Below are 22,865 nucleotides of genomic sequence, written 5' to 3'. Positions count from 1 at the left end.
GAGGGGGTCTCATGGCAGATAAACCGAATTCCCTGGTGATCAATTCACCTTATGACAAGCCCAACCAGTACTGGTCGCAGGACGATAATGGTCGGGTTGCTGGGGTAGTTGAGGGTCGCAGGCCTGCCGCCTACGAGCTTTACGACCCGCGTAACAACACTAGAAGGGTAGAGGAACTAAAAACGGTCAACCGAATCCGCCAGCGAGTAGATGAGTGGCGCGATGCCGGATGGCCTGGTGTAACTAGCGTATCCCGGGAGTTGCTCGACCACTGGTATTCCAGGGGTGAGTGGGATCCCGACTCAAAACGCTGGAACGGTGGTCCGCGACCATACCCGTTTTATTATTGTCAGCTCGAAGCGATCGAGTCGTTGATCTGGTGGTTGGAGGCTCCGGAGGAATACCGTCAAGGTATATTCCTGCAAGGTGATGGCGGGCCGTGGGAGCGTATCTGCAATAAGATGGCCACCGGGTCTGGTAAGACATCCCTCATGGCGCTGATCATTACCTGGCAAACCCTCAATGCCGTCACCTATCCGAAAGACAAACGCTACTCCAAAGCTATTTTTGTGGTGGCACCTGGCCTGACAGTTAAAAGTCGACTTCAGGTGCTGAACCCAGGCAACGAAAGTAACGTCTACGACGAGTTTGTGTTGTGCCCTAACGAAGCAATGCGCCAAAAGCTGAACCAGGTAGCGTTGGTAATTGAGAACTGGCATAGCCTGATGCCTCTGAAGGAACAAACTCGTTCTGTGGTGAAAAAGGGCAAGGAAAGCGATGAAGCTTTCACCCGCCGGGTAATTGGCAAGCTGGCCTCCTTCAAAGACATTTTGGTCATAAATGATGAAGCTCATCACGCCTACCGTCAGAAAGCCGAAGTAAAGGTCAGTAAGAAAGAAGCGGAAGAAATGGGGATCGATCTGGAGGAAGCCACTCGGTGGATAGAGGGGCTGGACCGTATTCATAAGACCCGTCGCATTCGGCGCTGCTTTGATGTGACGGCCACTCCGTTTTCGCCAACCGGCAAAAAGAATACTGAGAAAGGGCTCTTCGAGTGGATTATCTCGGACTTTGGGTTGAACGATGCGATTGAGGCGGGGTTGGTCAAAACGCCTCGAATTGTGGTCCGGGATGATGCGTTGCCTGATGCGAAGACCTATGCCAGCAAGCTCTACCATTTGTATCGAGATGACGCTGTAAAGCAGGACCTGGCCAGGAAGGCTCAGCCCACCGATCCACTTCCGGATCTGGTTCAGAAAGCCTATGCGATTTTGGCATATGACTGGAGGGAGACGGCGAAGAGCTGGGAAGAAAGCGGGCACACCATCCCACCGGTGCTGCTGACTGTCTGTAACCGGACGGAAACCGCTTCTCGTATTGAACATTTTTTTAACAGCGGTGATTGCCTGATTTCCGATACCCAGAACCCAAAGGCCACTTTACGGGTGGACTCAAAGGTTCTGGAAAAAGCAGAGCGAGGTGAGAGCATCACGAAAGATAAAGATTACGTTGCTCGGCTTGAGGAAATTATAGAGGCATCCGGTTTGCCCGCTGACAAGAAAGAAGCTCTGTTGGCGGCAAAACAAGAGGACCAGCTACGGGCACTGGTTGATACTGTAGGGAAGCGAGGCAAGCCGGGACAGAACCTTGAGAACGTGATTTCAGTGGCCATGCTGTCCGAAGGTTGGGATGCCGCTAATGTAACTCACATTATGGGCCTGAGGGCGTTCAGTAGTCAGCTTCTCTGTGAGCAGGTGATTGGTCGAGGCCTTCGACGTGTCGCTCACGACATGGACGAAAGCGGTAAGTTTATTCCGGAGTACGTAAACGTATTCGGTGTGCCGCTTTCTATATTTCAGGAAGTCGGTGAGGGCGGCGAAACACCTCCCCCGCCAAAACCAAGTGTACGTGTTGAAGTGGAGGCTGGCAGAAATCACTTCGAAATACGCTGGCCCAATATCGACCGCGTTCAGACCGTTTTGAAACCTGAACTGAAAATGGATTGGGGTGCTGTGGAGCTTTTGACCCTAGATCCCGCTCAGACACCCCTCAACGCTGAGATTGCACCTGCGTTGACTGGCATTCCGAACCTCGCGCAGGCCTCTCAGATAGACCTTGAGAAAGCTGTAGAAGACTTCCGTTTGCAACACCTGATTTTCCGGGCCGCGCGAAAGCTGTTCCTGAGTAGTAGCGACGGTTTTGAGGGAGACAAGCAGTATCTGGCGGTGCAGCTGATTCGAATTGTTGAGCAATTCCTGGAGTCAGACAAGCTCGATATCCCAAGCCTATGGCACCAGGACCCGGTGCGTCGCAGACTGTTGTTTGCTCTGAATATGGACAACGTGGTTACTCATGTAAACCGCTTTGTGAGCAAGCAGAACGTTGAGCGCCTGGAGGCATTATTCGATGAACATCAGCCGATTGGTGCGACCTCACAAATGCGTCCATGGCTGACTACCAAACCCTGCCGGCCGACCGAGCGTTCACAGATCAGCCATGTTGTTTATGACAGTTCCTGGGAGAAGCTGGTGGCAGATGTTTGTGAACAAGATGAGTCGGTTCAGTCTTGGGCCAAGAACGATCATCTTGGTTTCAAAGTCCGATACCTGTGGAATGGCTCCTCACGTAACTTTGTGCCGGACTACCTCGTTCGATTGAAGAACGGACAGACCCTTGTTCTGGAGGTGAAAGGCAAGGATTCAGAGCAGAACCGGGCCAAGCGAGCCGCGATGGATACGTGGATCAAGGCGGTTAACGAGCAAGGTGGGTTTGGATCCTGGTGCTTTGATACTGTGTTTGATCCTAGCCAGGTGCGGGATGTTATCGGGGCGCACTCCAAGCAATCGGCCTCTGCTTGAGCAGAGCCTGGACTACCTTTCGGAGTCTATATTGAACCAAGGCCGCCACGTACCAATGAGCCTATCCTCCTCGAAAAAGCGCTCTGCTATGGCGTTTTCACCGAAATCAGTTCGGTACGAGAAACCCACTGAGGATTCAATTATCTTCAGTGGGCTTTGGTCGTTCGGAAAGATGTGCTCTATACCCCATCGAAGCTGACAGGATGTGGTGTTGGGTGGGACTTTCTGGTTTTCAGACATTGGCTTGTGTAATTGCTGTGGGCATCCACGCTTTAGGTGAAGGGAGAACCTTCTTCGTATGTTCGTGGTTTTGCCTACGTAGAGGCATGGGAACGCCAACTCCTCTGGCCACCAGTCCTCGTACTGCACTGTGACTGGGTTTCCTCCCGGTCCCTTGAGAACAATGGATCGGTTGGAGTTTAGAAGCTGGTGCCTATCGCCGACCCACCAGAATGCATAGATGCCAGCAGCATGCGGCAAATCGATTTTACGCGCTGAGCAAATTTCCTGAATGGTTTTGATGTCATGGGGATCATGCATTGGTATTTTGATCTTCACCTAGGGAAAGTTTTGGCACGCAGTCGTAAGGTTGATACAGGCATTCCCAGAAGTAGTTTCTCACTTTCCCTGCCATTTCTTCTGTCGAAGGCAGTTGCAAAACTGGTTCTTCAAGCCCTCCATAGTAAATGATAGAAAGTTTGTATTGATCGCATGCTCCTAGGTTGAAGCCGGGATAGAGCCCGCTGGCAAAGACTGCAAGGGCATCTCTCGCGACTTCTCCGCGGAGAGTGCCAAAGCCTTGTCTACGGAGTGCACTCAGTGCCTGATCGAACTTTGCCTTAGATTCTTTCAGGCGGTTATTTGCCAACTCGTGTTTCGCCTCCAGTTGGAGTATCACAGGTTTTAGATTGTTTGCTGTCGAGATGTGCTTGAGGCGGCTAAATAGGTTGTCTGCTATGTGTTTCGCATCGGTGGGTCTATTTCGTTTGTCCGGATCGTTCAGCAGTTGCGAGAGCAAAGCAACCAGTCCATAGGCTTGTTCAAGGTCTGTGCACGCCACATCTACCATCCGCCACGCAGCAGCCCTTCTTGCAGCCAATGAAATCGTGTCAGAGCTGATCACGCTGTTAAGAGCAGACCAATTCTGAGTGTGGTCGATAAGTTGGTATAGGTCGGCATCTGTTGGGGTGGTGTTCAGTCGGTAGCTTTCTTCTTGATCAGTCTGGCATGCCCGGAGAAGTTCATATTTTCGCTTGCACAGAGCCGAAAACTGCTCTTTGGAGAACGCCAAGGGCAGCTCATGCTCGATGGAATCGGTATCGCCCAAGTACATCAATCTCTTGTTTACTTGATTGGCGAGAGAGTGGAGACCGTCATCTAGCTGCTTCACTGACAGAAATGTTGTGTGAGCTTCCAGTGGATAGCCTTCCTCAAGGGACTTTCTGAACAATCGATACTCTGTCACTTCATCTTCAGATTGCCTGCGGCTATCGATCGTCAGGTTGTACGCGATCTGATAGATCGAAACTACCTGCATAGTTATATTGACTGAAGGATTGGGTAGTCTTTGGGCCTTCTCAGGCACTCCGATAGCCTCCGCGAGCTTGAAATAAGTTGTTTGGAATGCTCTGGCGTATAGGAGACGCTTTCGAATAGTTTGAAGAGTTGGTGTGTGATACCGCAGGGATAAGTGGTAGCAAAAGTAATGCTTTTCTTCGGGGCTGAACTGGTCGTTTTCGAGGAGTTTTCTTGCTTTGCTTTCAGGGATTGGGGTCTCAACACTCAACGAATGGGCGGTGAGTCCCTTCTGATTGATGAAAGCTCGAGCCTTGTTGAAGTTTTCATCGAGGCTGTTGTTGGTGTTCCAATCGAAGGTTCCTTTGAACTTTAAATTGAGCCTGTTAGGAAAGAATTCCAGAATTTTGTTGATTCCGGGGGTCCTTGTGCCCGTATGCCAGTTCACTAGTGTTTTTCGTATGGATTTTACGTCAGCAGCTGCGTCCTTTTCTCGACCGGTTATGGTAGTAGACGCTGCGAGGGTTTGTGCAAACTCATCCAACGAATACGAGAGCAAGTCGAGAAGCCAGTCGAGAACCTGGGGCACCGGCATAGTCAGCGTTTGATCGCTCTCGGCCATTACCGCTGGAAGATACCAGAATCGTCCCCCTGGCATTCCGGGATCCGTTCTTTGGACTGAGTCCCATAAAGCGAGATGTCGACCAAGGCCTGGAGCGTATACATGTGTGGCCATGAGCCATATGACATGTTTAGGGCTTGAGTGTGAAACCCAGATATTGCGTTCGAGGAAATTATTGACCTCGGACCACCCGGCGAAGAGTTGTCGAGCTTGTGACTGAGCCACTTCATCAATCCCGAGGGAGGAGAGTATCTCCTCGATATAATCTTCCATGGTTGCCAGCTGGGTGTCGCTCTGTCGTCGAAGCTCCTCGAATTGTCTTCTTTTTTTATCGGCTGGGCCTGCCTGGAGGATGTCGCGAATAAAGGCGAGGACAGACTCTCTTGAGGGGATGTTGGCCAAATTTTCTCCCTAATAGAGGGGGGAGGGAAAGCGTTTTCCACTAACCCAACCACTCAAAACTTATTGTTGGCTCTCACGTCGTCAAATCGAGGAGAGTTAACGATGCTGCAGTACACCGCTCACAATCCGAAACAGTTGGTCATCAACTGGCATCTGACAGAGGCCTGCAACTATTCCTGCCGGTATTGCTATGCGCACTGGCAACGTCATCAGTCGATAAAAGACCTGATTCACCAAGAGTATCAGATACATCAACTGTTGTTGGAGCTCCGGGAGTTCTTCGACCCGATCAATTCCCGGAACCCTTTGGCGTGGGAAATGGCATGGTCGAATACACGATTGAATATTGCGGGAGGCGAGCCACTTCTTTTCCCCTCGGTTGTGGAGGCAACGCTTAAATATGCGAGACGGGTCGGGCTCAGGGCCTCCATGATAACGAATGGATCCCTGCTTACTGAACATTTTGCTCGCAGGATTGGGGCGGGTTTGGAGGTGCTCGGCATTAGCATTGACTCAGCCCGTCCGTTGAGTAACCAGCTTATTGGTCGAGTTGATTCGCGGGGTACATACCTGGATTTAAGACAGCTGGAAAAGTCTGTTGAAGCGATCAGGGAACGGAATCCCGCGATTAAGATTAAGTTGAACACCGTCGTTAATCGGGTCAACTGGCAAGATGACTTCTCGGATCTGATATCGTTTGTACAACCCGATAAATGGAAGGTGTTGAGGGTCTTGCCTGTGACCGATGACTCCATGACGGTTTCAGATGAGCAATTTCGGTTTTTTCTCGATCGCCACCGAAAGCACCGGAACATTGTTGTCGCAGAAGACAATGCGGACATGGTGGAGTCGTACATCATGGTTGACCCACAGGGCCGGTTTTTCCAGAACTCCTCACCTTGTGCATCCGGCTATCAGTATAGTCAGCCGATCCTGGAGGTGGGGGCTGAGAAGGCATTCAGCCAGATTGAGTTCGATGCCGGTAAATTCTCCTCCCGATACCCCACCGGGATTGGGAGGAGCGTATGAAATACTCGTCGGACAAAGACGTGAACCAGTTAGTCCAGGGAATGGTCCGCGATGGATGGCATTTCGAGTGGGGTAAAAAGCATGGCAAGCTTTTTACTCCGAAGAGAAATCGGTTTGTGGTTATCCCCACGTCTCCTAGCCATAAAAGGGCAGTGATGGAGCTGAGAGCAGTCGTACGAAGGGCTTTGCAGTAGAGAGCGTTGTTTGTGGACTTCGGCCACTAGAATGGCCGAAGTCCACGGCAGTTATTAAACCGTCGGTGAAAGCGGGGTAGAAACCAAGTCCTTGATAGTCAATTTCTGTCCTCCCCACCTAATTACATTCCTGAGTTCGACCTCGCTGATTAGGGATTGATCCGTGTCAGGTTTTGGCAGGAATCTGAAAACCACAGCAAGATCGTGCAATAACGAGAATGAGTAAGTCCCTATTGTCAATGGCTAAGGCATGTCGCCGCAGGGCGGGGTGTCGATTCAATAACAAAAGCCAGATATACACGGGATTTCCTCATGCTGAACACCGCTGTTTTCTCGCCGGTCCTCCAGCGACCAAGTAACCCAACTTCTTGTTCTTCCCTGCATCACTCGGGTCTCAGGCCAGTGTTTGGCGAAAGCCTCGAACTGGACGCTTACCAGTAGCTCACCGAGTGATGAGCTCTTCCGTGTTTCTCACGGCTCCTCATTGGAGGGGCCTTTATATGTGCAAATGGGTTCTTTGCGAGCCCTGCAATAACGTTAGTTGTTTCCCCACCGCATGATTGTGCGAAATGAAATTGGACAAACACAAAAATAAGAGAGGTGTCAGATGAAACAAAAAGGCAAAGAGGTCAGGCGCAGTGCGGTACCCCTGTCACTGGTCATGGCGGCTATGACGGTTAGTTCTGGTTTGACTCAGGCGTCTGTCCTGGAGGGGTTTACCAAGCCCAGAGTCAATTGGACCAACAATATCCAGTACAACCTGCTTTATCGGTTACAGGACCCAGATGCCGAGCTTCTGTATAACGACTACAACGACATGAGTGCCAACGTGGATGATGGTAACGCCAACTTCGAAACTGGCCTTGTCTCTAATCGCATTGAGCTTCTCAGTGAGTTAGACCTGGTCTTTGATAATGGCTGGGGGGCTCGAGTAAGCGGCATTGCCTGGTACGATGACGTTTACAACCGAAGCAATGATAATTCGGGTTTCCCTCCAGCCGGCAACGCCATTCCTAATCACATTCCTTCCGGCTATGACGCCGATGAGTTTACTGACGAAACTAAGGAAGCGCAGGGCAAAGACGCTGAGCTCAGGGATGCATTTGTTTTTGGTCGAGCCGGCATTGGTAATTCGATGCTGCGATTCCGCGCTGGACAGTACGCCTCGGTCTGGGGCGAGAGTCTTTTCTTCGCCGACAATGCCATTTCTGGCGCTCAGAATGCCTTTGATATCGATCGCCTGGTGCGGGATCCAACGTCTGAAGCCAAGGAGTTCGTGCTGCCGGTACCTCAGATCGGCGTTGATTTCCAGTTGAATCAGGATGTGACTTTCGCGGCCTATTACCAGTTCGGTTATGAACCGAACCGTCTCTCTCCTGTGGGTAGCTACTTTTCGACCCAAGATGCTGGGGTTCGAGGTGCCACCAACTTGTGGGTGGGGCCCTATCTGTCGGTTCCCCTGACGGGTGTTGAAGAAGCTGATGACGATGGACAGTTCGGTTTTCAGTTGCGGTGGCGCCTGGGTTACACCGATCTTGGCTTCTATGCAGTGCGCTTTCACGACAAGAACTACCAGCAAGTCATTAATATTGGGTTCGATACGCCGTTGAGTGAGCCGGTCGGGCCAGAAAGCTACTATCTGACCTATCACGAAGACACAACGGCCTATGGTGTCAGTGCCAGCCACAGCTTTGGTTCTGTTAATCTCGCGGCTGAGGCCTCGATCAGGAAGGATCAGGCATTGGTGTCACCGGGCGCAGCTGACATTTCCGCCTTTACCCCGGCACCTCCGAGCGATAATAACGAGAACCCCGCATACGCCGTAGGCGATACGGCGCACATCAACTTATCCACAATTTGGTTGCTCGACCCTGGCACCCTCTGGAACGAAGCGACTTTCACTGGCGAGCTTGCCTGGAATAGGGTGCTGAGTTGCAGCGAGAGTTGCGATGCCGCTGCTCCGAATGCTTCCCGCGATGCTTTGGCCATGCGCTTCGTCTTCGAACCTGTGTATCGGCAAGTTGTCACCGGCCTGGATCTGGGCGTACCCGTTGGTGTCGGCTATTCCCCGAAAGGCTCCCGCTCTGGCTTCAGTCTGGCTTATCCGCCAGAGAACGGCGGCGACGCCACCATCGGGTTGAACGGCACTTATCTGAATAGCTGGCAGATCAACTTAGCTTATACCCACTTCTTCGGAAAAACCGACGCCTTTCTGGTCCAGCGACCGGGTGATCCCGGGCCCACCTTTAGTTACCAGCAGGCCCGTAAAGACCGTGATTTTGCATCCTTCACTGTCAGCCGCCGCTTCTGATAACAACAACGGAGAACGATCATGATGACGACAAGAAAACACGCATTGATTGCCATGATTTCTGCTTTCGCCCTGAGCAATGGTGCTTTAGCAGCTGTATCGGCCCAGGAGGCCGGGCGCCTGAAGGGTGAGCTGACCCCGTTTGGTGCTGAGCGCGCTGGCAACGCCGACGGTAGTATTCCGGAATGGACCGGTGGCTATACCAAGGATATTCCTGGAGACGAGCCGGGCGGTCGTAGAGGTGATCCTTTTGCAGATGAACAGCCGTTGTTTTCGGTCAGTGTCGACAATATGGAAGAGCATGCAGATATGTTGACCGAAGGCACCAAACTTCTCATGGAGCGGTATCCGGATACGTTCCGAATTGATGTCTATCCGACGCATCGTACGGCAGCCGCGCCGCAGTGGGTGTATGACAACACCTATGCCAACGCCACCCGGGGGACCATGGTCAATAACGTGCCGGAAAATGTGTATGGGGGCGTCCCTTTTCCGTTAGCCAAAACCGGAGCTGAGGTGATGTGGAACCATATGCTGCGCTGGCGGGGCGGCGAGGATTTCAGCCATGGGGGAAACTGGTATCAGTTGTTACCAGATGGCCGTCGGGTGCTGATCAGTGATGGTGTGACTGATGAGCAGGTTCCCTATTACTTTGAAGACAGCAACCTGGAAGAGTTTCAGGAGGAAGATGGGCTGTTCTGGAAGCTGATTTACCGAAATTATGGTCCGCCCATTCGGGCCGGTCAGGCGGTATTGGCCCACGAATACCTGGATCAGAGCAAATTGCAGACCTGGGTTTACCTTACTGGACAACGCCGGGTACGTCGCCTGCCTAATGCCTGCTGCGATACGCCAACACCGGCTGCAGCGGGGGAACTGTTCTTCGATGAACTGTACACCTGGGTTGGCACGCTCGATCGGTTTGACTGGGAGCTGGTTGGCAAGAAGGAAATGTACATCCCTTATAACGCCAACAATTTCCTGCAACCGACATCCGATGCTGAAGTGCTGAATGATCACCACTGGGATCCAGACCACATGCGCTGGGAAAAACACCGCGTATGGGTGGTCGATGCAACACGTCGTGATGGTGAGCGCCACCAGGTAGCGCGTAGTCGTTACTACTGTGATGAAGACACTTGGTTGTGTGTTCTGGGGGATCGTTGGGGTGATGACGGCCAATTATGGAAGACGGTCTGGAGTCAAACGTTTGTGGCACCTGATCGGCCCGCCACGCTTATCGGCGCTTATGGAGCATTTGATCACCTGGATGGCAGCGCCTTTATTGCCAACCTGTACAACGAAGAAGAGGAGCAATTTGAATTTCTAGAGAGGCGTTCGCCAGTGGAATTCAGTCCTTCATCCATGGCTGGTAATAGCTTCCGGTAAGGAGTCGTTGGTATGAGTCGGGATAGCAGAAACCTCAGGAGCGTACTAGCGGCGACTGGCTTGTTGCTGGCCGGTGCCGCCCCGATTGCCCTGGGTGCTGAGCCGGTTGTCGAGCCTCTGGAGCGGTCGGCGATTGAAATCCGCAACCCGCAGGGAGCGTTCATGATCGGCGCCGCCAAGGCCGGATCAACCATCGTTGCCGTGGGTGAGCGGGGCCTGGCGCTGCTTTCCGACGACAACGGCCAGAGCTGGCGCCAGGGAGCGGTGCCGGTCAGCACCGGTCTCACGGCTGTCCGCTTCGCCAATGCAAAGGAAGGCATGGCGGTCGGTCATGCGGGTGTCGTACTCGGCACCTCCGACGGGGGTGAGACCTGGCAATTGCTGCTTGACGGCCGCCGTGCCGCCGAGCTCGCGCTTGCCGCGGCCGAGAAGCGTGGTGACGAGCGTGCGATATGGGAAGCCAGACGACTGGTAGATGAAGGGCCGGACAAACCGTTTCTGGATGTTCTGCTTCAGAGCCCGGAGCGGGCCATTGTCGTCGGCGCCTACGGCCTGGCTTTTGAAACCCGGGATGGCGGCGAGTCCTGGCAACCGATCATGGATCGCATGGCCAACCCTGAAATGTCCCATTTCTACGCCATTCGTCAGCGTGGCAGCCGCGTGGTTGCCGTGGGGGAGCGGGGCCTCGTGACGCTGTCCGATGACAATGGCGTGACCTGGGAACAGATCGTTACGCCCTATAACGGCAGTTTCTTTACGGTCGAGTTGCCCTCCGGCAAGGACATCCTGGCCGCCGGACTCAAGGGCAATATCTGGTACAGCGAAAACAGCGGTGGTCTCTGGGAACCCCTTCCCAGCCAGATCGATGCCTCCATCACCAGTTCCAGGCTGCTGCCTTCAGGTGATGTGATGCTGGGCAATCAGGCAGGCCTGCTGCTGAAGTTGAATGGGGGCCGGCTGGTGCCAGCCAATGAACAGCGTTTCTCGCCGATCAATACCTTTGTTCCAGCCGGAGACCGACTCGTCGTTCTGACGATGGAAGGTATCCGGCTGGCCGCGACAGACCGCTAAGCAAGGTGAGCGAAGATGACAAAAACAACACACGACTCTGACAAAAGCCTGCACGAGTTTGACCTGAAAAGCGGGTCGGTACTGGAGCGCGTGATCTTCAATCACCGCTGGCTGGTGCTCGCACTCTGCGCCCTGGCAACAGTGTTGCTGGGCTACCAGGCAACCAAGCTGGAACTGGGGGCCAGCTTCGAGAAGATGATTCCCCAGGAGCACCCCTACATTCAGAACTTCAACAAGCACCAGAATGACCTGATGGGTCTGGGCGATGTTGTGCGCATTGCGGTGGAGAATCCCGATGGCACCATCTATGACGCCGACTATCTGGAAACCCTGCGTCAGCTCAACGATGAGGTATTCCTGATTCCGGGCGTCAACCGCAGTCAGATGAAATCACTGTGGACGCCCAACACCCGCTGGACCGGTGTCACCGAGTATGGCCTGGAAGGCGGCCCGGTCATTCCTGACGGCTACGATGGTTCCGAGCGTAGCCTCGGTCAGCTCAGGGCCAACATTGCCCGGTCCGGGGAAGTGGGCCAGATCGTGGCCGAGGACTATCGCTCAAGCATCATCTTCGTGCCCCTGCTGGCGGAAACCTCCGATGGCCAGCCCCTGGACTACGGTGCATTGGGTCAAAAACTGGATGAATTGCGTAACAAGTACGAACAGCAGGGTGTGGAAATTCACATTACCGGTTTTGCCAAGCTGGTCAGCGACCTGATCGAAGGGGTCAGCTCGGTGATGGTGTTCTTTGCCATTACCATCGTGACCGCCTCACTGTTCATTTTCTGGTTCACCCGTTGCTGGCGCTCGACTTCGCTGGTGGTACTGGTATCCCTGGTGGCGGTGACCTGGCTTCTGGGCCTGCTGCCAACGCTGGGCTATGTGCTGGATCCCTATTCCATCCTGGTGCCGTTCCTGGTGTTTGCCATCGGCCTGAGCCACGGTTCTCAGAAGATGAACGGCATCATGCAGGACGTGGGTCGAGGCATGCACAAGTTGGTGGCCGCACGATTAACGTTCCGCCGGTTGTTCCTGGTAGGTGTGACCGCGCTGCTGTCTGATGCCGTGGGCTTCGCCGTACTGCTGGTGATCGACATCGGTGCCATCCAACAGCTGGCTTTGGCGGCCTCTCTGGGTGTGGGACTGCTGATCTTCTCCAATCTGATCCTGTTGCCGGTGCTGCTGAGTTACATCGGCGTCAGCCCCAATGCAGCGTCCCGTAGCCTGAAAGCCGAACAAGCGGACGAGGCGGGAGAGACCCGTCACCCGGTCTGGCGGTTCCTGGACCTGTTCACGACCCGCCGTTGGGCGGTGGGCGCGATTGCCTGCGCCCTCGTGCTGGCGGTTGGCGCCTATGGTGTCTCTACCCAGCTGAAGGTGGGCGATCTGGATCCGGGCGCGCCGGAGTTGCGGGCCAGCAGCGCCTACAACAAGGACATCGCATTCATGAATGGTGTTTACGGTGCGTCCAGCGATGTCATGGCGGTTATGGTGGAAACGCCGGCGGGTTACTGTGCCGACTACGAGACCCTGAACAAGGTGGATGCGCTGGAGTGGGAGCTGCGCCAGCTCAAAGGCGTGGAGGGTACAAATACGTTGTCCCTGCTCAACCGCCGCATGCTGGCGGGCCTCAACGAGGGCAACCCCAAATGGTACGAGTTCAATCGCAACCAGCAGATGCTCAACCTGGTGACTTCCAGTGCACCCCGGGGGCTTTATAACGACGCCTGTTCGCTGTTGACCTTGTACGTTTACCTCAGTGATCACGAAGCGGAGACCCTGAACCGTGTGGTCGACCATGTACAGGCCTTCGCCCAGGCCAACAACACCGACGATGTAAAGTTCCTGCTGGCCGCCGGTACCGCAGGCATCGAGGCCGCGACCAACATCGTTGTCGGCGATGCCTGGGACAAGATGACACTGCTGGTCTACGGTGCGGTATTCCTGCTGTGCCTGTTGACCTTCCGATCCTGGCGCGCGGTTCTGGTGGCAATGTTGCCCCTGTTCCTGGTGTCCCTCCTCGCCGAGGCACTGATGGTGGCGTTGGGTATTGGCGTCAAGGTGGCCACCCTGCCGGTGATTGCCCTGGGTGTGGGTATCGGCGTGGACTACGCCCTGTACATCCTGTCGGTCACTCTGAACCAGTTGCGGGATGGCCGCAGCCTGTCCGAAGCCTATTACCGGGCGCTGTTGCTGACCGGCAAGGTGGTGATGCTGATCGGTGCCACCCTGGCCATCGGCGTGGTGACCTGGACCTTCAGCCCGATCAAGTTCCAGGCCGACATGGGCCTGATGCTGGCCTTCATGTTCATCGGCAACATGCTGGCGGCCCTGATCCTGCTACCGGCGCTGGCGCGCTTCCTGCTCAAACCGCAGGTGTTGCCCACAGAGTCGGCATCGCCACAAGTGGCAAAAGATGTGAATGACAACCCAAATCAGCAGCGAAGGCGAGAAAGTGCCAGTCAGTTGCAATACAAGGCGGTGTGTTCCGATTGATTGCACAGCCGACAGGCAAACTAAAGGACGTTAAATGAAAACAGCAAGACTACTCTTTATCTTAATCGGCTGCCTGAGTATGCCCGCTCAGGCCAGTAATCAGGCAGCAGAACTACAACAGATTCGCCTGCAGGGCTTTGCGCTGATCAATAACCTGCTGGCTTACTACAATCCCAACAGCGATGGTGTAGATCCTCGGTTTCAAGATCGCTATCAGGCGGCCCGGGCTCAGCTAATACAGGTGGTTCCTGCGCAGGGCGAATTGCGCGAGGCCTTGGAAAATCTCTTGCAGTACCTGGCCGAGTTTGAGGCAGAGGCCGGCGAAACGCCGGCCTACCTTTATGCCCACTGGTTTAATCCGATGCTAAAGGCTCATGCTGCGCTGGACCGTTTAGCGGATCAGCGCTATCAAATGCAGGCTGTGGCTGGGAACGTGGCGAAACAGCATGAGCTTAATCTGAAACTCAGCAAACTTTTACTTCTCTACCAAACCCGTACTTTTGGAATCGGTACCCTTGGCGTGTTTGCAGTGGAAATGGACGAAAACGCCTTCAAGGATCTGGATGCCTCGATTACTAAGGGTTTCAGTAAGATTATTGAGGATGCTCCCGGGCTGACCGACTCGGTCGAACGTTTGGCCAATCAATATGCCTTTGTTCGACCGCGGCTACTGGACCATTCGCAGAAGTGGGTGCCAGGTATTACTGCCTACTACATGGGGAACATCAGCCAGGATCTGGCCGCTCTGGCACCCTGAGACGGTTGGTAGGGAACTGTAATAATAGAGTGAGCTTTGTTTGCTATTCAGTCCCTGGAATCGAGTTCTGCCGCCGCTGAATCCATTTGTTTAGCCAAGTCGGCGGGTACCTTATTGTTGATTGCCGCACCGTAAAGCAGAACCAGGCAAACGACGAGTGCGCCGCCATAGATGGATATGGACTTTGATTTCAGGTGATTGATGAGGGCCAGGTAGTTAAATGAAATGTGTATGACGGCTGCGACGACCATCAGCAGGCCGAAGAGTTTGTGCACGGGATGCATTTGAATAGTAAATGATGGTTCTTCTATAACGAACATCATCATTCCGCTGGTTGCCACTGCCAAAAACGATACCGCCATTGATACCGCTGCAATTTTTCTTATCACTTTTACCTTCCTCGTCACTATGACAAAAAGGCCTCTGATCAATTCCGGCATCGATCAGAGGCAAGGTGGGGCACTGCAAAATAATCCATCATTCAGTTGAAGGTGTAGGTGCCCTACTGGTGGAGCTGGCCCCGGAGAGGTTACTGTCTTATTTCGGGGTATATCCGCTGGGTTTCGTCATTCCGAAACGGGATTCTTCGATGATTTCGAAATAATCTGACAGACCGCCCCCACGAAGTATTGGTGCGGCTTTCACAGTGTCGTAAATTCCGTCATTCAACATGTCTTTTCTGATATGCGCGTAGATCACTTCGCCGTATACAAACCAGGTGTCTGTCTTGTTGCCATTTGAATCCTGCAGCTGAATGATTTGCGACAGACGGCACTCGAGGCTGACCGGTGATTCCGCGACCCTCGGTGCCTTGATCATTTCACTCGGTGCTTTGGTGAGCCCGACCAGCTCAAATTCATCAATATCGCTCGGGGCCGGGACGCTGGATTCGTTCATTTGTGTTGCCAGGTCTCGTGAGGCGAGATTCCAGGTGAATTCTCCGCTGCGCTCGATGTTTTTTACAGTGTCCTTGTAGCCAATGCTCGCAAATCCCAGAAGTGCCGGGTCATGGTTCAAGGCATTAAAGAAACTGTAGGGTGAAAGGTTGGCGATACCTTCTTCAGATTGCGTGCCCATCCAGCCAATCGGGCGGGGCCCGATAATTGCTGCAAACGGATCGAAGGGCAGGGCGTTGAGCACATTACTCTGTTGGTAAGAAACGAAATTTTCGGGGGATGTCTTATCGAATACCATGATTATTTCCTCATTGCCGTGTGGAAATGCTGGGTGCTTTTTATCGGGAATACATTTCGTCAAAAACCTTGAATGCGGCCAGACGCGCCACGGTCTTTGGCTTGGGGGATCCCCCCAGTTCCATTAACTGTCGAGGGGCTGACGGATCGAGAGCCGGCCATTTGGGCGCGTTCTCCAGAACCGGCTCTCCGGTTTTGATGAACTGAACCCAGGCTCCTGAGAGTTGAGCGGCCAGGGCATGGTCCTGATCGGTCCAGTCCCACCGGCGAGCCCACAGATTGCCCCAGACGTAGGGCAGTTCTGCGGTATGGAAGGTCCCGTAATGACTCTGGCCATCAGCCGGGGAAGGGATGTCAGAAGGCAGTGGCAGCGAATGATTGAATTCATACACCCAAGTTTGGGACGTCGATGTTTTTGCATGGGTCTCAGCCCATTTCCAGACTGGGTAAACGAACTTCCTGTCACCGACAAATTCCCGTTCGGCACCTATTCCATTCTCAGAGAATACCGCTGGATAGGTGCCCGCCAGTACCGCGAGTTGCTCTGGCGTGCTCTGGCTTGGTCTGAGCGCTTCAACTGCGGTGGGTGAGTTGAAGAGTGTCCCTTCGTCGGAATTCCAGCCCACCATAAGGGGGATGTCGGCCTGCCTACCTTCAAGGAAAACGCCAGTCGTATCTTCGAAAAGAAGGCGGCCATCAACAATGATTCCCTGAGGCGGGATTTTCAGAAAATGGGTTGCGTCCATCTTTCTGAGTTGGTCCAGGCAACCTCCCAGCTCTGAGACAGACTGGGCGCCTGCTTTGCTGGCCTCCAATTGGTCTGTCATTCGGCCTTCGGGTCGAAACACCCCGGAAGCGCTTTGGCCGATGGCCTGCTGGAATAGCCCTTTTGCCGCTGGCGCAGCCATCAGATGCGTGATGCTTGCAGCGCCGGCCGAATTGCCGGCCAATGTCACTCTTTTCTCGTCGCCACCAAAATTAGTGATGTTTGCCTGTACCCATCGCAATGCAGCGACGACGTCCTGCAGACCATAATTACCTGATGCGTTCAGATCGTCTTCTTCAATCAATTCTGGATGCGAAAAAAAACCAAGCGCGCCGAGTCGCATGTTGATCGTAACGACAACAACGCCTTTTGTGGCGAGATAATGGCCGTCAAACAAATCCTGGCCTCCGTGGCCGGATTTGTTACCACCTCCATGAATCCAGACCAGAACGGGAAGGTTCGTGCCCGAAGACTCCGCAGGCGTCCAGACATTTAGGTAGAGACAATCCTCGCTCATAACCAGAGCATGGGCGTCGTGATTGTTCATCCTGTAGATCAGGCTCGACGATGGGGGCAGAGCCTGTAAGGGCGCTGGACCAAATTGCAGTGCGGGGCGGATGCCATTCCATTTTTTTGGTGGCTGCGGTGGTCGCCACCGCAGCTCACCAACCGGCGGCGCAGCGTAGGGGATACCCTTGAAGGTTCTCACTCCCATGCTGTTCTGGCCAAGAACCCAGCCATCGTTGGTATTAATAAGCACGAACGGCGCGCTCTCGATGGAGTAAGATTCTGATCTCATACGGCCACTGCACCCCGATGTCTGGTCGGACTCCGATGGCCCGCCAACTTGTACAGTTCTCCGTCCTTCATGATCATCGAAAGGTTGGCTTTATCCTGAAGGATCGAAACATCATCGGTCGGGTCACCTTCAACGATCAGCAGGTCTGCCAGGTAACCTTCTTTCACCAGACCAAGTTCCTCACTCATGCCCATAAGGTGCCCGCCCACTTCAGTGGCGCAGCGCAGGGATTCCGAGGGCGTCATTCCGAACCAGTCAACAAATAGCTCAAGATCTTTGGCATTGAGGCCGATCGGGTTGAATCCGAATCCGTAATCACTACCCGGTACAACGTGGATGCCTGCCTTGACCAGTTTCGGCACGACCTGCCGCAGGCTCTGTGTTGCTTCTTCAACTTCCATACCCGGCGTGGGCGGCTTGTCCATATTGCCCATCATCCACAGACTTCCAGGGGAGGGCGCGATAAATACTGGTTCCGCAAGGCGTGCAGCCATTTCAATGGTTTCGTCGTCCATGTAGCTGACGTGATAGATCACTCGGAAACCATGGCGAAGGGCCATCTGAATACCCTCGGAGGAATGGGCGTGAGCTGTCAGCCAGATGCCCCTTTCACGCGCCGCTATACCCGCCGCAGCCACTTCCTCTTCCTGGAATTCGAGGATGCGGGAGGTGTACTCCACAAGGGCACTTTCACCGGTGAGAGGCATTTTGACGATATCTACTCCAACGTCAGCCATCTCATGCACGAAGTCGCGGACCTTTTGAGTGATGGCCGGCCGGTCATACGCCCCCCGGTGTTCGTTTGGTGACCCCGGGTTAAGCGTCGCAGAAGGGGCTTTCATGGTATCCGCACTTACTTCCCAGGAGGCGGCCCGAATACGCGGGCCTGGCATCCAGCCATCTTTGACGGCATCTCGAAGCGCGACCTCAACTTTCGGACGCCGATTACCGCCCGAGTAGATGCTGGTATAGCCATGATCAAGCATGACCCTTGCATTATGGCCAATGATCATGACCTGGGTTTCTTCAGGTTCTGTCCGCGGCGAGCGGTACTCTACTGTCGAACCGAGGCCGAGGTGAGTGTGGCCATCAATCAGTCCGGGCATCAACGTGGCACCGGTCGCATCGATAACCGCGTCGGCTTCAGCAACGGAGCTGTCGATTGCATGGGCTATCTGAACGATTCGTTTGCCCTCGATCAGCACGTCGGATGGGTATCGAGGACTGCCGGTTCCATCAAAAATCTGAGCATTCTTAATCAGCGTTTTCATGGGTCGTCTCCTCAAAGCGGGGGGGCAACAAACAGCCCCTCATCCGGTGTGTTGAAATGCTTTTGGACCACGTGCTCGCCCCAGGCATTGGATACGCCCCAGGTATCAAGTACTTCAGGGTCTGTCACATCGTCGTTATTCACTTCCCAGTTATCCTCGACATCACTCATGCCCACGGTGTATTCGACGGTGTTTCCGACAGCGTCCGAGAAGTAGCCGTAGGCGTTGTCACCGGTTTTGTGCCGGCCGGGTCCCCAAATAAGCTCATGCCCGTCGCGCTGGAGGCGTCCGACGCCCCGCAGGAATTCGTCTACGCCTCTCATTTCAAACGACACATGGTGCATCGCGACGTGCGGGGCACTCCCCACTGCGAACACATGGTGTTGCGGGTTAGCACAACGCATGAACCACATGAGTTTCCGTTCATGTGCGTGCAGTGTTTCGACAACTCGGAATCCGAGGTATTTTTCATACCACTCCACTGTTGCCTCAGGGGTTGGTGAATTGACGACACAATGGGAGATCTTTTCCGGAATGGATTCTCCAGGCTCAAGTTCACGATATGTCCTAGGCTCGACGTCGGCTGAAACCTCAATGACTCGCCCGTCTAAATCGAAAAAGCGGACGCCGTAACCACCGCCTGGAGTGGATAGCTCTTTGGGTTCGTGGATCAACTCGACGTCATCACGCAGCAGTTGCTCGGCAAGCGAATCGACATTTGCACGGCTGCCGGTGCCAAAGCTGATGACATCTGCGCGTTTCTTTTCGTCTTTGCGAAGCCGAATGACGTAAGGTTCCGGTGAGCCCTCTGCTGCAAAGAAGTACACGCCGTCTTGCTCGGCGACTTCTGTCAGTCCCCATTCTTTGCTGTAAAATGCTCTCTGCTCTTCTATCTGAGGCATTGCGAAACCAACATGGCGGAGATGGGTAATCAGATTTGAATTGCTCATGACAAATCCTCTTAAATCGGGGTCAAGTTCAGACGTTTTTTAATTAATCCCAACCAAGCAGACTGTTCATGGCCTGCAGCAAGGTTTTTTCTGGGTTGCCGGGGAGTTTGTCGGATCGCCATGCGACGATGAGGTCAGGGCGAACGAGCACGCAGCCGTTCTCTTCAACACCGCGAATTTTTTCCCAATCAAGATAGGGATCTTCGTAATCCAGGCCGGTGCCAATGAGTGAGACGCCAATCGCAACGCAGGTCTGTTCCGTAACTTTCTTTGCGGCCTCTTTCCATTTCTCACCGCCATGGGATGAGAAAATGTGGAATTTGCCCTTACCTGCGACATCAAGGGTTGATTTCACCGGACCGGGTTTACGAGTACTCAGCCAGCCGTGAGGCAGGGCGGAGCCGGGGTGAGTCGAGGGCTGATAATAGAGCTCGGGGTCCTGAGGCGCTTGCGGCTCTGGTGAGCCGTCGTCCATAACAGCGACGGAGCGGTAGCGTCGGGTAAGCTCGACGCCATGGGCTTCACCGTTGTATCGCGTATCGAGCAGTTGCTCCTTGTACCCATCTCGCCCTTCTGGCGTTGCCAGCTTGGCATCGACTTCTTCGTCGCTGTAGACGTTAAAAAGGCAGGCGCCCAGATAGTCTGCAAAGCCGTTTGCTTGCCACATGCTGGCGTTTGCACGCTGCACGATCTGTTTTGCAACGGGCTGGCGCTCGTCGTTGAAACTGTCGAGTAACCGTGGGTGCGCTTTACCTTGTAGGACCAGCGCGAGTTTCCATGCGAGGTTGAAACCATCCTGGATGCAAGTATTGGAGCCAAGCGCCGCCGCCGGGGGATGTCGGTGCACTGCGTCACCCATGCAGTGGACCCGACCAGAGGAGATTTTTTCGGCGTGGATATCGTTGATAGACCACTTCGATACGGAGCGAATCTTGATATCCAGATCGGCGGCAGCGGGGTCTGCAATCGCCTCACGGATGCGCCAGACAAGCTGCTCCTCTGTTGCATCCGGTCCATCATAATGCGGTGGGATATAGATCGAGACCAGCCATTGATTCCAGGGACGAACCATGCGGAATACAACGACTCCAGACCACTCGGCCACGCCGGATTGAAGTATCAGATAGAGAGACCCTTGCCTGTGGGTTGTGTAGGCGGAGAGATCCATATCGCAAAAGATGTTGTAGGCGGATCCGAGGCCACCCTCGCCGGCCAAAGGAAGGCCCAGTTCCTTCACCACGGTACTGTTGGCGCCATCGGCCCCCACAAGGTATTTGGCCCGAACGTCGTATTCAGTTTCGGTCAGACAGTCCAGAATCCTTGCCGTAACACCTTCCTCGTCCTGGGTCAGGGATAACAGTTTCGTGTCAAACCGCACATGAACGCCCAGGCGCGTAGCCTCGGAAAGGAGGATGGGTTCCATCTTGTGCTGGGGGAGATCCACGAAGCTGCAAGGGCTTGCCGTCAGTACATCACCCATACGTTCAGGGTTGTTGCCCCAGGCCCACTGGCGAGCCAGTTCTTCCCCGGCAAAGCCACGTACGAAAAATGTATTGGCGAGGCTTTCTGCAGACGACGCGACTTCCCGGCAGTCTTCCTCCAGACCCGCATCGCGAAACACTTCCATGGTTCGCTGGTTCACAATATGTGCCCGTGGGGTGTCTGCAGGCCCCCGGTTACGGGAAATCATCATGGTGTTGATTCCCTGTTTGCCCAGGAAAACGGCGGTGGACGCACCTGCCGGGCCTGCGCCTGCTATCAAAACATCTACATTGATGGTTTTTGTCATTGTTCGTGTCCCTTTGTTTTGGGTTGAGGAGGCAAATCTCAGGGAGAGATATAATCTGGTTGGTTGCTTGGCTCTGCCTTCACAAATGCCGGGTGACTCGTTGCATGTTCATAGACCCTCATCGCCTCCGGATATTTGCTCAAGTTGCAGTTCATCCTCAGGGCGTTAGCAATTTGTGGGATCAGGCAGCAATCCGCGAGGGATGGACTGTCCCCGAACGTCCACGGGCCGGCGTATTCTTTTGCGCTCCGCAGTAAGAGCCGCTCGACTGAGTTCATGCCCTCGTCGACCCAGTGCTGGTACCACGCTTGCTTCTGTTCTGGGGTGACTTTCAACGCGTCCTGCAGGTATTTCAGAACCCGAAGGTTATTGACTGGATGTATATCGCTGGCGATCACTTGTGAGAACTCCAGCACCCTGGCGCGACGTACCGGATCCATCGGAATCAGTCTGGGCTCGGGATAAGCCGAATCCAACCAGTCGATGATGGCGAGTGACTGACCCAGGCTGAATCCCTTTTCAACAATGGCCGGAACGCAGGCCGACGGGTTGGTTTCTGCAACGTATTCGGGGACACAGTGTTCGCCCGTACGGATGTTCACGCCGTGATACTCGGTGTCCACACCTTTGAGTGCCAGTGCTATGCGCACACGGTAAGACGTTGAACTGTTGAAGAAGCTGTATAAATCCACTTCAGTACCCTGTAGCTTGAGAAGGAATCAGACGATATCGACGGTTAATTCACCGAGAGACTCCACGCCTACCTTGATTGAATCTCCAGCTACAACGGGGCCAACGCCCTCCGGAGTGCCTGTGAAGATCAGGTCGCCGGGTTCCAGATCAAAGAATTTAGAAAGGTAGGCAACGGTTTCAGCGACGGACCAGATAAGATGGTCCAGACTGCTTTTCTGCTTGGTTTCACCGTTTACTGTGAGCCAGATGGCTGCATCCTCTAGATGGCCCACTGTCTCTGCGGGGTGGATCGGCCCCATGGGTGCGGATTTGTCAAAAGCTTTGCCGACTTCCCACGGACGACCCATTTCCCGCATTTTTACCTGTAGGTCACGACGAGTCATGTCCAGACCTACTGCGTAACCCCAGACATGCTCCAGCGCACTCTCAACCGGGATGTTGGAGCCACCTTTACCCACAACTGCAACCAGCTCGGCTTCGTAGTGGTAATTCTCTGTTTCAGCCGGGTACTCGAGGGTGAGTGGTGATTCATAGTTAACGGAGACGATCGCATTGTTTGGCTTCATAAAGAAAAAGGGCGGTTCCCGATCCGGGTCGAATCCCATCTCTCTGGCGTGGGCGGCATAGTTGCGGCCCACACAGTAGACGCGTCGTATCGCTACGGCGTCATCACTTCCAAAAACAGGGGCTGCCACAGGGGCTTCGGGCTTGAACACAAAGGCCATAAGTTCCTCACTTTCTATCTGGGGTATAGGGAAAT

16 protein-coding genes are annotated in these 22,865 nt (G+C 54.1%); 7 read left to right on the top strand and 9 right to left on the bottom strand.

From position 1 onward, the window contains the following. Nucleotides 1–11 precede the first annotated feature (11 nt). Nucleotides 12–2,858 carry a BPTD_3080 family restriction endonuclease gene (locus MD273_RS17235; protein ID WP_239039034.1) on the top strand — a complete coding sequence of 949 codons (2,847 nt, stop codon included), beginning with the start codon at nt 12–14 and terminating at the stop codon, nt 2,856–2,858. 532 nt (nt 2,859–3,390) lie between these two features. Here MD273_RS17235 and MD273_RS17230 read toward each other — a convergent pair. After that, nucleotides 3,391–5,397 carry a hypothetical protein gene (locus tag MD273_RS17230; protein WP_239039033.1) on the bottom strand — a complete coding sequence of 669 codons (2,007 nt, stop codon included), beginning with the start codon at nt 5,395–5,397 and terminating at the stop codon, nt 3,391–3,393. A 102-nt stretch (nt 5,398–5,499) separates the two neighbouring features. Here MD273_RS17230 and MD273_RS17225 point away from each other — a divergent pair, with 102 nt between their 5' ends. The 6 genes from MD273_RS17225 (at nt 5,500) to MD273_RS17200 (ending at nt 14,644) form a co-directional block, all read left to right on the top strand. Continuing rightward, complete coding sequence (locus MD273_RS17225) at nt 5,500–6,426, top strand: viperin family antiviral radical SAM protein (protein WP_239039032.1); 927 nt, start codon at nt 5,500–5,502, stop codon at nt 6,424–6,426. 801 nt (nt 6,427–7,227) lie between these two features. Next, nucleotides 7,228–8,931, top strand: coding sequence for a DUF1302 domain-containing protein (locus MD273_RS17220; protein WP_239039031.1), 1,704 nt, complete (start codon nt 7,228–7,230; stop codon nt 8,929–8,931). Between the two features lie 21 nt (nt 8,932–8,952). Next, nucleotides 8,953–10,320, top strand: coding sequence for a DUF1329 domain-containing protein (locus tag MD273_RS17215; protein WP_239039030.1), 1,368 nt, complete (start codon nt 8,953–8,955; stop codon nt 10,318–10,320). A 12-nt stretch (nt 10,321–10,332) separates the two neighbouring features. Next, nucleotides 10,333–11,391, top strand: a complete 1,059-nt coding sequence (locus MD273_RS17210) for a WD40/YVTN/BNR-like repeat-containing protein (protein WP_239039029.1) — start codon at nt 10,333–10,335, stop codon at nt 11,389–11,391. A gap of 15 nt (nt 11,392–11,406) precedes the next feature. Then, nucleotides 11,407–13,887: an efflux RND transporter permease subunit gene (locus MD273_RS17205; RefSeq protein ID WP_239039028.1), complete on the top strand. Its 2,481-nt coding sequence runs from the start codon at nt 11,407–11,409 to the stop codon at nt 13,885–13,887. Nucleotides 13,888–13,921: 34 nt separating this feature from the next. Continuing rightward, nucleotides 13,922–14,644: a hypothetical protein gene (locus MD273_RS17200; protein WP_239039027.1), complete on the top strand. Its 723-nt coding sequence runs from the start codon at nt 13,922–13,924 to the stop codon at nt 14,642–14,644. Between the two features lie 47 nt (nt 14,645–14,691). Here the strand turns inward: MD273_RS17200 and MD273_RS17195 are convergent, their stop codons facing one another. From MD273_RS17195 to MD273_RS17160, 8 genes are all read right to left on the bottom strand, one after another. Then, on the bottom strand, nt 14,692–15,033 hold the full coding sequence (locus MD273_RS17195) for a DUF4405 domain-containing protein (RefSeq protein ID WP_239039026.1): 342 nt from the start codon (nt 15,031–15,033) through the stop codon (nt 14,692–14,694). A gap of 148 nt (nt 15,034–15,181) precedes the next feature. Further along, complete coding sequence (locus MD273_RS17190) at nt 15,182–15,838, bottom strand: flavin reductase family protein (protein ID WP_239039025.1); 657 nt, start codon at nt 15,836–15,838, stop codon at nt 15,182–15,184. Between the two features lie 40 nt (nt 15,839–15,878). Beyond that, the gene (locus MD273_RS17185) at nt 15,879–17,402 is read right to left on the bottom strand and encodes a carboxylesterase/lipase family protein (protein WP_239039024.1); all 1,524 of its coding nucleotides are present in this window, start codon (nt 17,400–17,402) and stop codon (nt 15,879–15,881) included. Next, nucleotides 17,399–18,673: an amidohydrolase family protein gene (locus MD273_RS17180; RefSeq protein WP_239039023.1), complete on the bottom strand. Its 1,275-nt coding sequence runs from the start codon at nt 18,671–18,673 to the stop codon at nt 17,399–17,401. Before MD273_RS17180 ends, MD273_RS17185 begins: the two co-directional genes overlap by 4 nt. An 11-nt stretch (nt 18,674–18,684) precedes the next feature. After that, nucleotides 18,685–19,623: a VOC family protein gene (locus MD273_RS17175; RefSeq protein WP_239039022.1), complete on the bottom strand. Its 939-nt coding sequence runs from the start codon at nt 19,621–19,623 to the stop codon at nt 18,685–18,687. A 43-nt stretch (nt 19,624–19,666) separates the two neighbouring features. Next, nucleotides 19,667–21,412, bottom strand: a complete 1,746-nt coding sequence (locus MD273_RS17170) for an FAD-dependent monooxygenase (RefSeq protein ID WP_239039021.1) — start codon at nt 21,410–21,412, stop codon at nt 19,667–19,669. 38 nt (nt 21,413–21,450) lie between these two features. Then, on the bottom strand, nt 21,451–22,104 hold the full coding sequence (gene maiA / locus MD273_RS17165; protein ID WP_239039020.1) for a maleylacetoacetate isomerase: 654 nt from the start codon (nt 22,102–22,104) through the stop codon (nt 21,451–21,453). A gap of 27 nt (nt 22,105–22,131) precedes the next feature. Next, nucleotides 22,132–22,830 (bottom strand): fumarylacetoacetate hydrolase family protein, encoded by a 699-nt coding sequence (locus MD273_RS17160; protein ID WP_239039019.1) that lies wholly within the window; start codon nt 22,828–22,830, stop codon nt 22,132–22,134. Nucleotides 22,831–22,865: the final 35 nt, after the last annotated feature.

Origin of the sequence: Marinobacter sp. C7, assembly GCF_022343555.1 — a bacterium.
GTDB lineage: Bacteria > Pseudomonadota > Gammaproteobacteria > Pseudomonadales > Oleiphilaceae > Marinobacter.
Note: the sequence above shows the minus strand (reverse complement) of the source record. Positions and strands in the feature narration are given on the sequence as shown.

Excerpts from the sequence above, each read along its gene's own strand:
- MD273_RS17235 (WP_239039034.1), top strand. The coding sequence starts at position 12 with ATGGCAGATAAACCGAATTCCCTGGTGATCAATTCACCTTATGACAAG.
- MD273_RS17225 (WP_239039032.1), top strand. The coding sequence starts at position 5,500 with ATGCTGCAGTACACCGCTCACAATCCGAAACAGTTGGTCATCAACTGG.
- MD273_RS17220 (WP_239039031.1), top strand. The coding sequence starts at position 7,228 with ATGAAACAAAAAGGCAAAGAGGTCAGGCGCAGTGCGGTACCCCTGTCA.
- MD273_RS17215 (WP_239039030.1), top strand. The coding sequence starts at position 8,953 with ATGATGACGACAAGAAAACACGCATTGATTGCCATGATTTCTGCTTTC.
- MD273_RS17210 (WP_239039029.1), top strand. The coding sequence starts at position 10,333 with ATGAGTCGGGATAGCAGAAACCTCAGGAGCGTACTAGCGGCGACTGGC.
- MD273_RS17205 (WP_239039028.1), top strand. The coding sequence starts at position 11,407 with ATGACAAAAACAACACACGACTCTGACAAAAGCCTGCACGAGTTTGAC.
- MD273_RS17200 (WP_239039027.1), top strand. The coding sequence starts at position 13,922 with ATGAAAACAGCAAGACTACTCTTTATCTTAATCGGCTGCCTGAGTATG.
- MD273_RS17190 (WP_239039025.1), bottom strand. The coding sequence starts at position 15,838 with ATGGTATTCGATAAGACATCCCCCGAAAATTTCGTTTCTTACCAACAG.
- MD273_RS17185 (WP_239039024.1), bottom strand. The coding sequence starts at position 17,402 with ATGAGATCAGAATCTTACTCCATCGAGAGCGCGCCGTTCGTGCTTATT.
- MD273_RS17180 (WP_239039023.1), bottom strand. The coding sequence starts at position 18,673 with ATGAAAACGCTGATTAAGAATGCTCAGATTTTTGATGGAACCGGCAGT.
- MD273_RS17175 (WP_239039022.1), bottom strand. The coding sequence starts at position 19,623 with ATGAGCAATTCAAATCTGATTACCCATCTCCGCCATGTTGGTTTCGCA.
- MD273_RS17170 (WP_239039021.1), bottom strand. The coding sequence starts at position 21,412 with ATGACAAAAACCATCAATGTAGATGTTTTGATAGCAGGCGCAGGCCCG.
- MD273_RS17160 (WP_239039019.1), bottom strand. The coding sequence starts at position 22,830 with ATGGCCTTTGTGTTCAAGCCCGAAGCCCCTGTGGCAGCCCCTGTTTTT.